We start from the raw sequence: 15,164 nt of genomic DNA, 5'->3' as shown, positions 1-15,164 counted from the left end.
AATGGTTCTGACCGAATCCAAAAGCGTGTTTGGCGATGCAGCGCTGTTGCCACTGTCGGTGCTCAATGCTCTGTCTCATCCCGTTTTCATGCTTGATGGTGACGGCGTGTTCAGTTTCGCCAACACATCGGCAGAGATATTTTTTCAGACCAGCCTCTCCGTTCTGCTGAAACGCAAGGTTACCCATTACATTACTGAAGGATCGCCGCTGCTTTCGTTGATCGCCCAAGTTCGGCGCAGCAACTCGCCGATCAGCGAATACCGAATGGACCTCTCGTCGCCTCGCACAGGGGCGGAGAAACTGGTTGATGTCTATGTCTCTCCCAACAACGAGCGACCCAACGAAGTGGTTGTGCTGATGCAAGTGCGCTCGATTGCAGAGACGATGGACCGCCAATTGACCCACCGGGGTGCGGCGCGGACGGTCACCGGGTTGGCCTCCATGCTTGCCCACGAAATCAAAAACCCGCTATCGGGAATACGCGGCGCAGCACAACTGCTGGAGGCGGCTGGCAGCGAAGACGACCGGACGCTGACACGCCTGATTACAGACGAGACAGATCGTATCGTGCGCCTGGTTGATCGCATGGAGGTTTTTTCCGACGAGCGGCCCATCGAGCGCGATCCGGTCAACATTCATTCGGTTCTGGAGCAGGTGAAACAGGTCGCACGCACGGGCTTTGCCAAGAATGTTGCGATTGTCGAGGAATATGACCCGTCGCTTCCGCCTGTCTTGGGAAACCGTGACCAGCTCGTTCAGGTTTTTCTCAATCTGGTGAAGAACGCCAGCGAAGCCATGCGCGACACGCCCGAACCGCAATTGACCCTGCGCACGGCCTTTCGCCCTGGCATTCGCATCGCTGCCCCCGGTTCGCCGGAACGTGTGTCGCTGCCAATCTCCATGACAGTCTCGGACACCGGCCCCGGCGTGCCGGACGATCTGCGCTCCTATATGTTTGATCCCTTCATCTCATCGAAGCAGAACGGCTCCGGCCTCGGTCTTGCACTGGTTGCCAAGATTGTGGGCGATCACGGCGGTATCGTTTCGTGCGAGAGCGATGCGAATGGCACGACATTTGAAGTGCTGATGCCAATGTGGCGCGAACCGCAGACAGAGCGAGAGGGAGAAGCGGCCAATGGCTGAAATTCTGGTTGCCGATGACGACGCTGCCATCCGCACAGTTGTCTCGCAAGCGCTGTCGCGAGCGGGATACGAGGTGCGTGTGACGTCGAACGCCGCCACGCTTTCACGGTGGGCTATTGAAGGCGAGGGCGATCTCATTATCACCGATGTCATCATGCCCGACGAGACAGCCTTCGACATGATGCCGCGCATCAAACGCGTGCGCCCCGATCTGCCGATTATCGTCATGAGCGCACAAAACACGTTCATGACAGCGATCACGGCGGCAGAGAAGGGGGCATACGACTATCTGCCCAAGCCATTTGATCTGAAGGAACTCGTCACCACGGTCGAGCGCGCTTTGGCGCAGCCTCTGAACAAGCCCGCACCGACAGAGAGTGAAGACCAACTAAACATGCCGCTGGTGGGCCGCTCGCCTGCCATGCAGGAGATCTATCGGCTTATCGCACGCATGACGCAGACCGATCTGACGGTGATGATTAACGGCGAATCCGGCACCGGCAAAGAGCTCGTCGCCCGCGCCCTGCACGAATTTGGCAAGCGCAAGAGCGGCCCTTTCGTTGCTATCAACATGGCGGCCATTCCGCGAGAATTGATTGAATCTGAGTTGTTCGGCCATGAGCGCGGCGCGTTCACCGGCGCACAGTCACGCTCCGCAGGCCGTTTTGAGCAGGCCAATGGTGGCACGCTTTTCCTCGATGAAATCGGTGATATGCCGATGGAAGCGCAAACCCGTCTTCTTCGCGTATTGCAAGAAGGCGAATACACGACCGTGGGCGGCCGCACGCCCATCTCGACGGATGTGCGGATCGTGGCTGCAACCCATCAAAACCTCACCAGTTTGATTGATCGCGGCCAGTTTCGCGAAGACCTCTACTATCGGTTGAATGTCGTGCCGCTGCGTTTGCCGCCCCTGCGCGAGCGCATTGCCGATGTGCCGGACCTTGCCCGTCACTTCCTTGCACAGGCGGAGCGCAACGGCCTGCCGCGCAAAGTTTTCGACAATGCCGCTATCGACCGTTTACGCGCCTATGCGTGGCCGGGAAATGTGCGCGAGTTGGAAAACCTTGTTCAGCGCCTTGTGGCGTTGCACCCGCAAGAGCAAATCAGTGCCGAGCAGGTGGAGCAAGAACTTGCCTCCGCCCGCCCGGGCAACAAAACAACCGACTTTGCCGACGGCACGAACGAGAGCGTTCGATCTGCTGTGGCCGGATATTCCCGCGCGCTTCTGGACGCCCACAACGACGAAACGCCCATCGAAGATCTTTACACGACAGTGCTTCACGAAATGGAGCGCCCGCTGATTGAAATGACGCTGCGTGCGTTCAAGGGCAATCAGATACAAGCAGCGAAAGTGCTGGGCTTGAACCGCAACACGTTGCGCAAAAAAATCCGCGAATTGAACATCGAAGTGATGCGTGGATTAAGTTAGCTGACCCAGTGAATTTGTTGCATTTCGGCCACATTTGTTGCACATAGGTCACAAAAGACCTCCCAGAACGGCGCTCATGGCTTCGACGGATGCAGCTTCGGCAGAAATGATGTTTGACCCGCCAGTCTCGCGGTTGTCGACTCTGCGCTACGCCCGAAAATTTGGACTGGTTCTGGTTCTGCTCGCCATCGTTTTTGGCGTTGTCTCTTTCCTCATATTGCTCGGCCTGACGCCGATTGAACCGACTTTTCCAGTCATCGTAACCACGATGGTCGTCAACGGCGTCTTTGTCACAGCGCTTTTGCTGCTGGTCGGGCGTGAGGTAATGACGTTGTTGGAAGCGCGGCGCAGGGGCAGGGCAGCGGCGCGTATGCATATCCGCATCGTCGGATTGTTCGGCATCGTTGCAGCGTTTCCCGCCATTCTGGTGGCGATCATTGCAGGCATCACGCTCGATTTGGGCTTGGACCGCATATTTGATCAGCGTTCACGCACCATCATCGACAACTCGGTCAGCGTCGCCCAATCCTATCTTGGCGAGGCGATGCAGGAATTGCAGGGCCAGACGCTAGCCATGTCGAATTCGCTTTCGCGCAACGGTCAACAGTTTGCGCTCGACCGGTCAGGCTTCGTGCTGTTCATGTCGAGCCAAGCGCGGGTCTACGGCCTTCGGGGGGCTTTTGTGCTCAACAAGGACGGCGAGCAAATCGTTGTCAGCAACATTCCTGGCAGCGAAGAACTTCCTCGCGCCCCTGCTGATCTTCTGGTTCAGGCAGCAGCGGGCAGAGGGTCATGTCTCGCGCCCAACACAACCAATTTCGCAGCCTGCCTCGTGCCCGTGCGCAATCTCGATGGGGCCGCGTATCTGTGGACGTTGAAATGGGTGAACCCTTCAGTGCTCAATTCCATCCAGTTGATGCGGGAAATCACCAGCGAATATCAAAGTCTTGAATCCGGAAGGCTCCCGCTGCAAATCGCGTTTGCGCTGCTCTATGTGGGCATTTGCCTAACTGTTCTGCTCTCCGCAATCTGGATGGGCATTGCGGTTGCTGACAGGTTGGTGGCGCCTATCCGGCAATTGATTGCGGCAGCAGACGAAGTGCGTGCCGGCAATCTTGAAGGGCAGGTGTCAACCGTGCGCACCGAGGGCGAATTGCGCTCGCTCACTGACACATTCAACGCCATGACGCTGAACCTGCGTTCGCAGCGCGATGAAATTCTTGCAAACCAGGAACAGACCGACCGCCGCCGCCGATTCACCGAAGCCGTGCTGTCCGGCGTCACAGCTGGCGTCATCGGTGTTAGCCCGGAAGGACGTCTGGCGATCACCAATTCTTCTGCCGAAGCGCTGATTGCCCATGACGGCGATGAAAGCCTGATTGGACGCCCGCTGCGTGAGATCAGTCCGGCGCTGGCAGATGTGGTCGACAAGGCCCAGCAATCGGGCAGGCCGAGTTATCTTGAGCAGATCACACTGGCCCATGATGGCCGCGAGCGGATATTGAACGTGCAGGTGGCGGTGGAGAGTTCTGACGAGCAGTCGCAATCGCACGTCATCACAATTGACGATATTACAGACCTTGTCTCCGCCCAACGCACGTCTGCTTGGGCCGATGTGGCGCGGCGCATTGCCCACGAAATCAAAAATCCTCTCACGCCAATTCAATTGTCGGCAGAGCGCATTCGCCGTCGCTATGGCAAGAAGATCACCGAGGATCGCGAGGTTTTCGACCAATGCACCGAGACGATCATCCGGCAGGTTGCTGATATTGGCCGCATGGTCGATGAATTTTCCTCGTTTGCGCGTATGCCCAAGCCCAGCATGAAACAGGGCAATTTGGTTGAGACGCTACGCGAGGCGATCTTCCTGCTTAAAGTGTCGAACGAGGAAATCGATTTTCAGGTTGAACTGCCCGACAAACCGGCCAAAGCGCAGTTTGACTCTCGGCTCCTGGGCCAAGCCTTCGGTAACCTCATCAAAAATGCAACTGAGGCGATGGAAGATGTGGAGTTTGAAAAAGGCGAGCGGCCAACCATCACCATCCGTTTGCTGCCCGGTGAGCTGAACCATACGGTCGAAATCATTGATAACGGCAAGGGCTTGCCGCAGGAAAACCGTCAGCGCCTGCTGGAGCCTTACATGACGACTCGAGAGAAGGGCACGGGCCTTGGCCTCGCCATCGTCGGTAAAATTCTGGAAGAGCACAACGCCACAATCGAGTTGCGCGACGCGCCCCAAGTGGCAGACGGTGGTCGCGGGGCAATGGTGCGCGTGGTCATACCGGCCATTATTGCCAGCGCAAGCGAAAGCGACAGTGAAGAAGATCAAACGGCGGCTGAAAATGTTTAATCACGATTGCGGGGAAACAATCGTTTTGGAGGGAATATCGAATGGCGTCTGACATTCTAGTGGTCGATGACGAAGCCGACATCAGAGACCTTGTAGCCGGGATTCTGGAGGACGAGGGCCACGAAACCCGCACGGCCCACGACAGCGATTCCGCGCTAGCCGCCATTTCTGACCGCCGCCCATCGATGATCTTTCTCGATATCTGGATGCAGGGCAGTCGCCTTGACGGGCTGGAACTGCTCGCCGTCATCCGTGAGCAACATCCCGGCCTGCCGGTAGTGGTGATTTCCGGCCACGGCAACATCGAAACCGCCGTCTCCGCCATCAAGATTGGTGCCTATGATTATATTGAAAAGCCTTTCAAGGTGGACCGTCTGATTCTCGTGGCCGAACGGGCTTTGGAAACGTCGAATTTGCGCAAACAGGTGGCGGATCTTGAAAAGCGCACGCCTGATATGCCGGAAATGATCGGCTCGTCGCAGGCGATGAACCAGTTGCGCTCGACCATCGACAAGGTTGCGCAGACCAATTCACGGGTAATGATTATCGGGCCTTCCGGTTCGGGCAAGGAGATGGTGGCCCGCGCCATCCATCGCCAATCTCATCGCAGCGATGGTCCTTTCATCATCATCAATGCGGCTGCCATAACCGCCGAAAACATGGAGACGGAACTTTTCGGCGTGGAGCCGGGCGAGGGGCGCGAACCCAAGGTGGGCGCGTTGGAAGAGGCCCACAACGGCACGCTTCTGCTTGACGAAGTGGGCGAAATGCCCCGCGAAACGCAGAACAAGATCTTGCGCGTTCTGGTGGAACAGAAATTCGAGCGCGTTGGCGGCTCAAAGAAAGTAGCAGTAGACGTGCGCATTTTGTCCTCAACTTCCGTCGATCTGGAGGCGCGGATTGCTGAAGGCGCATTCCGGCAAGATCTGTTTGATCGTCTCGCGGTTGTTCCCGTGCAGGTGCCTGCACTGGCAGACCGGCGTGACGATATCGGTGAATTGATCGATGCCTTTATGGGTCAGATCTCGGCGCAATCCGGCGTGCAAAAATGCGTGATCGGTGACGATGCAATGGCTGTTCTGCAATCGCATTCCTGGCCGGGAAACCTACGCCAACTTCGCAATAATGTGGAGCGATTGATGATTCTCTCTCGTGGAGATGATGGAGAGCCGATCAGTGCGGACCGTCTGCCGGGTGAGATTTCTGATATGCTTCCGACCACGCCCAACACGTCTGACGAGCACATTATGTCGCTACCCTTGCGCGATGCGAGGGAGGCCTTTGAGCGTGACTATCTAAACGCGCAGATTACGCGCTTTGGCGGTAACATTTCCAAGACTGCGTCTTTTGTCGGCATGGAGCGGTCCGCTTTGCATCGCAAATTGAAATCGCTTGGTCTATAAGAGCGGTTCGGCATCGCGCCCGTTCGGGGCATAAGCGGGACACGGAACACTCATGCGCGTCATTATTTGCGGGGCAGGGCAGGTTGGCTACGGCATCGCCGAGCGGCTGGCGGCGGAAGACAACGATGTCTCTGTCATCGACAATTCACCCACCCTTGTTCAGGCCATTCGTGATCAACTTGATGTGCGCGGCTTTGTAGGCCACGGCTCGCAACCCCAAATCTTGCAGGCTGCGGGTGCAGAAGAAGCGGACATGATCATTGCGGTGACGCTGTATGACGAGGTCAACATGGTTGCCTGTCAGGTGGCGCACTCGTTGTTTAATGTTCCAACTAAAGTCGCCCGCATCCGCGCACAGAACTATCTGCGGCCAGAATTTGGCGATCTTTTTTCGCGCGAAAACATGCCCATCGACGTGATCATTTCGCCGGAAATCGAAGTTGGCGAAATGGTTCTCCGCCGTATCGCGCTGCCCGGCACAACAGACGCTGTGCGCTTTGCCGATGGCGAAGTGGCGATGGTGGCGATCGAATGTCTTGACGATTGCCCCGTGATCGACACGCCGTTGGGGCAGTTGAGCGAATTGTTTCCCGATCTTGATGCAGTCGTGGTGGGCATCTGGCGGCAGGGCACGCTGTTCGTCCCCCATTCCTCAGACGCCATGATGGCGGGCGACTTGGCCTATGTTGTTGCCAAGCGCGATAAGGTGCGCCGCACGCTGTCCATCTTCGGCCATGATGAGCCAACGGCCAGCCGCATCGTGATCATCGGTGGCGGCAATATCGGGCATTATGTGGCCGAAAACATCGAGCAGCGGCAGTCAAAAGCGCGGGTGAAGATCATCGAAGCCTCGCAAGAGCGCGCCGTGGCCGTGGCTGATACGCTCAACCGCACCGTGGTTTTGCATGGCAACGCGCTGGATCAAAAGGTGCTGATGGAAGCAGGCATCGACAGCGCCGATTTGATGGTCGCGCTGACCAATGACGACCAGGTGAACATTCTTTCATCCGTGATGGCAAAGCGGCTTGGCTGCGATTCCAATCTCGCGCTGCTCAACAACACCTCGTATTACGAATTCACCAAGACGCTGGGCATCGACGCGCACGTCAACCCGCGCGCGGTGACGATCTCTAAAATCCTGCAACATGTTCGCCGGGGCCGCATCCGCGGTGTCCATTCGGTGCAGAATGGTGCGGCGGAAGTGATCGAAGCGGAAGCGCTTGAAACCTCCATGCTGGTAGGCACTCCACTGCGGGAAATCGATTTGCCGGACGGCGTTCGCATCGGTGCCATTTATCGCGACGAAAAAGTCATTATGCCGGACGGTGGCATGATGATTAAGGCCAAGGACCGCATCGTCATCTTCGCCACCGCCGAGCGCGTGAAACAGGTTGAGCAGATGTTCCGGGTCAGCCTGGATTTCTTCTAGGCGCATGGCCCGCTTTTTCTTCATGCACGAAGCGAGCCGCTAGATGCTGGCCGTCGTCTTCTATCTTGGCTGCGTGGGGCTCGCTCTATCCGTTTCGCTTATCGCGCCAATTTTTGTGGCCCTGCTGGAAGGCGATGGGGCCATCGCGGAACGCCTTACGATTTATGCGCTGCTCGGTTCTTTTCTGTTTGCCGCACCTGTCTTGGCGACGCGCGACAGGGCAGGCGAGATTTCGCAGATTGGAGGGCTGATTTTGATGATGTGCGTCTGGCTCATCATTCCGCTCTGCGCCGCAATTCCGCTGGTGGGTTTGACCGAATTGAACTTTCTCGATGGCCTGTTTGAAAGTGTCTCCGGCCTCACCACAACGGGGGCGAGCACGTTTGCCAGCCTTGAGAGCCTGCCGCAATCGGTCATCTTCTGGCGCATTCAGATCCAGTGGCTCGGTGGGTTTCTCGCGCTCATGACGGTCTTCACCGTTCTGGCACCTATGGGCATTGGCGGATTGACGGCCAACGCCATTTCTATGGAGGGCCGCACCCGCGAAGTTGCCGGCTATGCGCGTGTCTTGAACCTGTTGCGGAATTTTGGGGCGTTTTATCTGCTGGTTACGCTGCTCGCCTTTCTTGCCCTTTCGGCGCTTGGCCTGCGTCCCTTTTATGCGGCGACGCTGGCTATGACAGCGGTATCGACAGGCGGTTTTCTGCCCGTGGACGATAGCCTCGATCTGCTGCTGGGCACGGCAGGAATGGTCATCTTTGCGATTGTTCTTATTCTTGGAGCGACCAGCGTATTCTGGCACCGCATGTTGTTGGAGGGCCAGTGGCGTCGGCTGCGGGAGCACCGTGAGAGCTATTCCGTGCTGGCGCTGGTGTTTGTGCTGACCCTCGCCTTGGTGTGGTCGCTCAACCGCGTTTCCGGCACTGGCGTAAATGCAAATGTTTTGGCTGAAAGCCTGATGAACGCTTCGTCATTGGTGGCGACAAGCGGCCTGCAAAGCAGGCCTGGCATATTCAGCATTCTGCCGCTCGGCATCGTGCTTTTTATCGTGCTGTTGGGCGGCAGCGCATTTTCGACATCAGGCGGATTGAAGCATTACCGCCTCGGCGCGATGGCAACGCAGTCTTGGAACGAGCTGGATCGGCTCGTGTACCCCAACGCCGTAGCGCGCAAACGGTTTGGCTCACAGCACTACGACCTAAACCTGATGAAGGCGATCTGGTCATTTTTCGTGGTCGCCATTCTCATCATCGCTGTTGGCACGATATTCATCGCTTCTTCGGGCATTCCATTTGAGGCTGCGCTCACAGCCACCATCGCCGCGTTTTCAACCGCTGGGCCGGTTTACAATTCCGGCTGGGATTCGGGGTTGGCGCAGGCTTGGCCAACCTATGGTGAATTTCCCGATGCGGCCAAGATCGGCCTGATGATCGTGATGCTGCTGGGGCGGCTTGAGGCTTTGGCGGTTTTGGGCCTGCTGAACACCCATTATTGGCGCACGCGCTGAGGTCATTGAAAGACTCTGGCGCGTTGAAACGAATTGCTGCACAATGGCAGCGCAAATGGTGCGAGATCAGAGAAAACCATGGCTGAAAAACAGCAAAACCTACAAGACGCCTTCCTCAACAACGTGCGCAAGAACAAAATTTCGCTGACGATCTTTCTGGTCAACGGTGTGAAGCTGACGGGCGTTGTCACGTGGTTCGATAATTTCTGCCTGCTTCTGCGGCGCGATGGCCACTCGCAATTGGTCTACAAACACGCCATCTCCACAATAATGCCCGGTGAACCGATGAAGATGTTCGAGGGCGAAGAAGGCGGCAGCTCTTGATGCCAAGGCGCGCCGCAACCGACACGGCAACACACAGGATACGCCCCTTTGGCTGAACACGAACGCGGCAAACCGCGCTTTCAAGTTGATACTTCCCAAGAACGCCCGGCAGATAGGGCTATGGTTATCGTGCCCGTTCTGGGGCCAAACGCTGTCTCCCACGAACAGGCTTCGCAAGCGCTGGCAAGGCGCAGTGATTCCGCGCGGCTGGAAGAGGCGCTGGGCCTTGCCCGTGCTATTGAGTTGGACATCGTTCATTCTGGCCTGCTGTCACTCTCTAAACTCAAGCCCGCCACGCTTATTGGCTCCGGCAAAGTGGAGGAATTGAAGGGCATGATATCAGCGCTGGAGGTAGGGCTGGTGGTGATCGATCATCCGTTGACACCCGTTCAGCAGCGCAATCTGGAAAAAGAATGGAATGCCAAGGTTATCGACCGAACGGGTCTGATTCTGGAAATCTTCGGTGCCCGCGCTCAAACCAAAGAAGGCCGCTTGCAGGTCGATCTGGCTCATCTGAATTATCAGCGTGGCCGCCTGGTGCGCTCGTGGACCCACCTTGAACGTCAGCGCGGCTCGATGGGCACAGTTGGCGGCCCTGGCGAGACACAAATCGAGTCAGACCGTCGTCAGTTGCAGGACCGCATAACCAAGCTGGAAAAGGAGCTGGAGAAAGTGCGCCGCACCCGCTCGCTCCACCGTTCCAAGCGCAAAAAGGTGCCACACCCGATTGTTGCGCTTGTCGGCTATACGAACGCGGGCAAGTCCACCTTGTTCAACCATGTCACCGGCGCCAGTGTTATGGCCAAGGATATGCTGTTCGCCACGTTGGACCCTACATTGCGCCGTCTGCACCTGCCGGAAGGCACGCTCGTCATTCTGTCGGATACCGTAGGTTTCGTCTCCGATCTGCCAACGCACCTAGTCGCCGCCTTCCGCGCCACACTTGAAGAGGTGATCGAGGCGGATCTAATCCTCCACGTGCGCGACATCGCTGACCCGGATACGCAGGCGCAAAGCGATGATGTTTACGCGATTCTCAGCCAGCTCGGCATCGGCGAAGACGGCTATGCCAACGTGCTGGAAGTCTGGAACAAGATCGACCTGCTCGACAAAGATGCCCTTGAGGCGATCCGCGATACACGCACCAAAACCGATCAGCCGCCGCATCTGGTCTCTGCGGTCACGGGCGAGGGGGTCGATGGCCTTTTGGCCGAAATCGAAAACCGCATTGCAGGGCCCGATGGCGTGGTCGAGTTCGATTTGCCAATCGACCAGATGAACCATCTCAACTGGATATACCAAAACGCCAACGTGCTGGACCGTCAGGACATGGAAGACGGTTCGCTCCACCTGCGCGTGCGGGTTGCGCCCTCAATCAAAGGCGAATTGCTGGCCAAGGTGGCCTAACATGCGATGACGAAGACCGAAGACTACGAACAGGTGGAAGTCACCAACGCCGCGCAATTGCGCGACTGGCTGGAAGCTAATCACGCTCAAGACGCCAGTATTTGGCTGGTGACATGGAAAAAGGATGCGGCACCGCAGAAGTATGTCTCACGCGAGGAAGTGCTCGACGAAATTTTGTGTTTTGGTTGGATCGACGGCATCCGCCGCAAGCTGGACGACACCCGCACGATGCAATTGCTCAGCCGCCGAAAGACCCAGCACTGGGCCAAAAGTTATAAGGACCGCGTGGCGAAACTGACGGAAGAAGGGCGGATGCACGAATCCGGCCTGCGCAGCGTCGAAGAGGCCAAGAAAAGCGGCCTTTGGACATTCATGGATGACGTGGACGCCCTGATCGTGCCCGACGACCTGCGCGCCGCGCTTGTGGCCCATCCTCCGGCGGAAGCGAATTTCGATGCCATGGCACCATCCTATCGGCGCAATGTGCTGCGCTGGGTCAAACTCGCCAAGACGCCAGCCACCCGCGAAAAACGCATTGCTGAAGCTGCAAAAACCAGCCGAAGCGGGGACAAAATTCCCCAGATGTAAGGCGTGAATCGCAAGGCCAACGCTACAGCTCGCCCCTTGCGGATTGTTGGCCGTTTACAGGCGGCGCAGGGGCTGCAACAAGCGGCAAATTCTTGGCAAGGCGGGGTTGACGTTATCCACGGCTAGTCGTAGATAACGCGCACTCCGAGCTTATGTGAGTCCTGAATTTCGGCGCGACGCGCGCTGGAGCAAGCGGTCTCAAACAGAGTTTGACCTAACGAGTAACAGATTCAAGAGGCATGATCGGAGAGACATCCGATCCTCTGCGAGACGAGGGCGCCTCGGCTGCAACACGCAAGCCGGATGGTGCTTTTTGCTTGTGGAGCAGGGAACCCTGAGCCTCGCCAACGCACGACACTCGGTCGTTTGTTCATTGTGGGCAGGCGGTCTGACATTTGAAGGATGTTTTCATGCCAACGATCAACCAGTTGGTCCGCAACCCGCGCAAGGCACCGGTCAAGCGCTCTAAGGTTCCGGCGATGGAGCAAAACCCGCAGAAGCGCGGCGTTTGCACACGCGTCTACACGACGACCCCGAAGAAGCCGAACTCGGCTTTGCGTAAGGTTGCTAAAATCCGCCTGACCAACGGCTTTGAAGTCATTGGCTATATCCCTGGCGAGGGTCACAACCTCCAAGAGCACTCCGTAGTCATGATCCGCGGCGGCCGCGTGAAAGACCTTCCAGGCGTGCGTTACCACATCATCCGCGGCGTACTCGACACGCAAGGTGTTAAAGACCGTAAGCAGCGCCGTTCGAAATACGGCGCCAAGCGTCCTAAATAAGGTAGATAAAAGATGTCCCGTCGCCACCGCGCAGAAAAACGTGAGATCAACCCGGATCCAAAATACGGTGATCTCGTCCTGTCCAAATTCATGAACTCCATCATGCTGGACGGCAAGAAATCCATTGCCGAGAAGATCGTCTACGGCGCTCTCGATCAGGTTGAGGAAAAGGCCCGCGCCGAAGCGCTGCCAATGTTCCACACCGCTCTGGAAAACATTGCCCCACAGGTTGAGGTTCGCTCCCGCCGCGTTGGTGGTGCAACTTATCAGGTTCCCGTCGAGGTTCGTGTCGAGCGTCGTCAGGCTCTTGCAATCCGCTGGCTCATCGCTGCTGCCCGCAAGCGCAACGAGACGACAATGGTTGAGCGCCTCTCCGGCGAGTTGATGGATGCGGCCAACAACCGTGGCGCTGCTGTCAAAAAGCGTGAGGACACTCACAAGATGGCTGAAGCCAACCGTGCCTTCTCCCATTACCGCTGGTAACCGCGTAACCCGTTCCCCCGAATTCGAAAGACCTGAATAATGGCCCGCGAATATAAACTCGAAGATTATCGCAACTTCGGCATCATGGCTCACATTGATGCTGGTAAGACGACGATGACCGAGCGGATTCTCTATTACACCGGCAAGATCCACAAAATGGCCGAAGTGCACGAAGGTGCTGCGACCATGGACTGGATGGAGCAAGAGCAGGAGCGTGGCATCACGATCACCTCCGCTGCGACCACGACTTTCTGGCAAGGCCGTGATGGCAAGAAGCGCCGCTACAACATCATCGATACGCCCGGCCACGTTGACTTCACCATTGAAGTCGAGCGTTCGCTGCGTGTTCTCGATGGTGCCGTTGCTCTACTGGACGCCAATGCCGGTGTTGAGCCGCAGACCGAAACTGTCTGGCGTCAGGCCAACAAATACAACGTTCCGCGCATGATCTATGCCAACAAAATGGACAAGACCGGCGCTGACTTCTTCCGCTGTGTCGAGATGGTCAAAGAGCGCCTCGGTGCAACGCCATGCGTTCTTCAGCTGCCAATCGGTGCTGAGAGCGAATTCGAAGGCATCGTCGATCTGATCGAGATGAAAGAGCACGTATGGCTGGGCGAAGACCTCGGCGCTGCGTGGGATGTTCGCGACATTCGCGACGAACTCAAAGATCAGGCCGAAGAATACCGCGAGCTTCTCATTGAGACGGCTGTTGAAGCAGACGAAGCTGCGATGGAAGCTTACCTCGAGGGCGATATGCCTGACAACGACCAGCTGCGCGCGCTTATCCGCAAGGGCTGTATCGCTGTTGAGTTCTTCCCGATGATGTGCGGAACTGCGTTTAAGAACAAGGGCGTACAGCCGCTTCTTGAAGCTGTTACTGATTACTTGCCAAGCCCAATTGACGTCCCAGCCATTAAAGGCATCGACGTTAAAACGGAAACTGAAACAACCCGCGAGTCCTCGGACGAAGCGCCTGTTTCAATGCTGGCGTTCAAGATCATGAACGACCCTTTTGTAGGCACGTTGACGTTCTGCCGCATCTACTCCGGTCATCTGGAAACGGGCGGTTCGTTGACGAACACCGTTAAGGGCAAGAAAGAGCGCATCGGCCGCATGTTGCAGATGCACTCTAACGACCGCGTTGACATCAAAGAAGCTTACGCAGGCGACATCGTTGCTATCGCAGGCCTGAAAGAAACCACGACGGGCGACACGCTCTGCGACAATCTCAATCAGGTTATTCTGGAACGTATGGAATTCCCCGATCCGGTGATTTCGATTGCTATTGAGCCGAAGACTAAGGGTGACCAAGAGAAAATGGGCATCGCGCTCAACCGCTTGGCGGCTGAAGATCCTTCATTCCGCGTCAAATCGGACGAGGAGAGCGGTCAGACGATCATTTCCGGTATGGGCGAATTGCACCTCGACATTCTCGTCGACCGCATGAAGCGCGAATTCTCTGTTGAAGCCAATGTTGGCGCTCCGCAGGTTGCTTACCGCGAGACGATCACACGCGCTGCTGAAATCGACTACACGCACAAGAAGCAGTCCGGCGGTTCCGGTCAGTTTGCTCGCGTGAAGATCGTGTTCGAGCCAAACACCGAGAGCGAAGAATTCGAGTTCGAATCGAAGATCGTTGGCGGTAACGTGCCCAAGGAATACATCCCGGGCGTCGAAAAAGGCATCCAGTCGGTCATGGACAACGGCCCAGTCGCTGGCTTCCCAATGCTCGGCGTGAAAGCCACGCTGCTCGACGGCGCATACCACGATGTTGACTCCTCGGTCCTCGCATTTGAGATCGCTGCCCGTGCTGCTTTCCGTGAAGGCGCTCAGAAAGCTGGCGCACAATTGCTTGAGCCGATCATGAAGGTCGAGGTGGTGACGCCGGAAGATTATATGGGTGACGTGATCGGTGATCTGTCCTCCCGTCGCGGCCAGGTTGCCGGTACGGAAGCACGAGGCATCGATCAGGTGGTGACGGCTATGGTGCCGCTGGCCAACATGTTCAAATATGTCGACAACCTGCGCTCGATGAGCCAGGGCCGCGCCCAGTACACGATGACTTTCGATCACTACGACCCGGTTCCACAAGCTGTGGCCGCCGAGGTTATCGAGAAACACACATAAGCAAATTTCGCCGCTCTCTTCGAGCGGCGATCCCTAACGAAGACGACTTACGCTCCGGCGAAAATTGATGGAGGCCCAAGATGGCTAAGGAAAAATTTGAACGCACCAAGCCGCATTGTAACATCGGCACGATTGGTCACGTTGACCATGGCAAGACGACGCTGACGGCGGCGATTACGAAATAT

13 protein-coding genes are annotated in these 15,164 nt (G+C 57.0%); all 13 read left to right on the top strand.

The annotated features are described in order from the left end of the window. The first annotated feature begins 1 nt into the window (after window position 1). Window positions 2-1,144: a two-component system sensor histidine kinase NtrB gene (locus ACFQ14_RS03615; RefSeq protein WP_377211350.1), complete on the top strand. Its 1,143-nt coding sequence runs from the start codon at window positions 2-4 to the stop codon at window positions 1,142-1,144. Next, window positions 1,137-2,576, top strand: a complete 1,440-nt coding sequence (gene ntrC / locus ACFQ14_RS03610) for a nitrogen regulation protein NR(I) (protein ID WP_377211349.1) — start codon at window positions 1,137-1,139, stop codon at window positions 2,574-2,576. Before ACFQ14_RS03615 ends, ntrC begins: the two co-directional genes overlap by 8 nt. Before the next feature lie 76 nt (window positions 2,577-2,652). Beyond that, window positions 2,653-4,926, top strand: coding sequence for a sensor histidine kinase NtrY-like (locus tag ACFQ14_RS03605; RefSeq protein WP_377211348.1), 2,274 nt, complete (start codon window positions 2,653-2,655; stop codon window positions 4,924-4,926). A gap of 41 nt (window positions 4,927-4,967) precedes the next feature. Next, window positions 4,968-6,329 (top strand): nitrogen assimilation response regulator NtrX, encoded by a 1,362-nt coding sequence (gene ntrX, locus ACFQ14_RS03600; RefSeq protein ID WP_377211347.1) that lies wholly within the window; start codon window positions 4,968-4,970, stop codon window positions 6,327-6,329. 52 nt (window positions 6,330-6,381) lie between these two features. Continuing rightward, on the top strand, window positions 6,382-7,758 hold the full coding sequence (trkA, locus tag ACFQ14_RS03595) for a Trk system potassium transporter TrkA (RefSeq protein ID WP_377211346.1): 1,377 nt from the start codon (window positions 6,382-6,384) through the stop codon (window positions 7,756-7,758). A 43-nt stretch (window positions 7,759-7,801) separates the two neighbouring features. After that, a complete protein-coding gene (locus ACFQ14_RS03590) occupies window positions 7,802-9,265 on the top strand; it encodes a TrkH family potassium uptake protein (protein WP_377211345.1) in 1,464 nt (487 codons plus the stop codon). Window positions 9,266-9,343: 78 nt separating this feature from the next. Beyond that, window positions 9,344-9,589, top strand: a complete 246-nt coding sequence (gene hfq, locus ACFQ14_RS03585) for an RNA chaperone Hfq (protein WP_377211344.1) — start codon at window positions 9,344-9,346, stop codon at window positions 9,587-9,589. Window positions 9,590-9,709: 120 nt separating this feature from the next. Further along, window positions 9,710-10,996 (top strand): GTPase HflX, encoded by a 1,287-nt coding sequence (hflX, locus tag ACFQ14_RS03580; RefSeq protein WP_377212060.1) that lies wholly within the window; start codon window positions 9,710-9,712, stop codon window positions 10,994-10,996. A 6-nt stretch (window positions 10,997-11,002) separates the two neighbouring features. Beyond that, on the top strand, window positions 11,003-11,584 hold the full coding sequence (locus tag ACFQ14_RS03575) for a YdeI/OmpD-associated family protein (protein WP_377211343.1): 582 nt from the start codon (window positions 11,003-11,005) through the stop codon (window positions 11,582-11,584). 410 nt (window positions 11,585-11,994) lie between these two features. After that, on the top strand, window positions 11,995-12,366 hold the full coding sequence (gene rpsL / locus ACFQ14_RS03570) for a 30S ribosomal protein S12 (protein ID WP_377211342.1): 372 nt from the start codon (window positions 11,995-11,997) through the stop codon (window positions 12,364-12,366). Window positions 12,367-12,378: 12 nt separating this feature from the next. Beyond that, window positions 12,379-12,849 (top strand): 30S ribosomal protein S7, encoded by a 471-nt coding sequence (gene rpsG / locus ACFQ14_RS03565; RefSeq protein WP_377211341.1) that lies wholly within the window; start codon window positions 12,379-12,381, stop codon window positions 12,847-12,849. Between the two features lie 39 nt (window positions 12,850-12,888). Next, window positions 12,889-14,979, top strand: coding sequence for an elongation factor G (gene fusA, locus ACFQ14_RS03560; RefSeq protein ID WP_377211340.1), 2,091 nt, complete (start codon window positions 12,889-12,891; stop codon window positions 14,977-14,979). An 80-nt stretch (window positions 14,980-15,059) separates the two neighbouring features. Next, a partial coding sequence (locus tag ACFQ14_RS03555) for a GTP-binding protein (protein ID WP_377212059.1) occupies window positions 15,060-15,164 on the top strand: 105 nt, incomplete at its 3' end.

It is taken from the genome of Pseudahrensia aquimaris (genome assembly GCF_042676045.1).
GTDB classification, from domain to species: Bacteria; Pseudomonadota; Alphaproteobacteria; order Rhizobiales; family Rhizobiaceae; genus Pseudahrensia; species Pseudahrensia aquimaris.
Note: the sequence above shows the minus strand (reverse complement) of the source record. Positions and strands in the feature narration are given on the sequence as shown.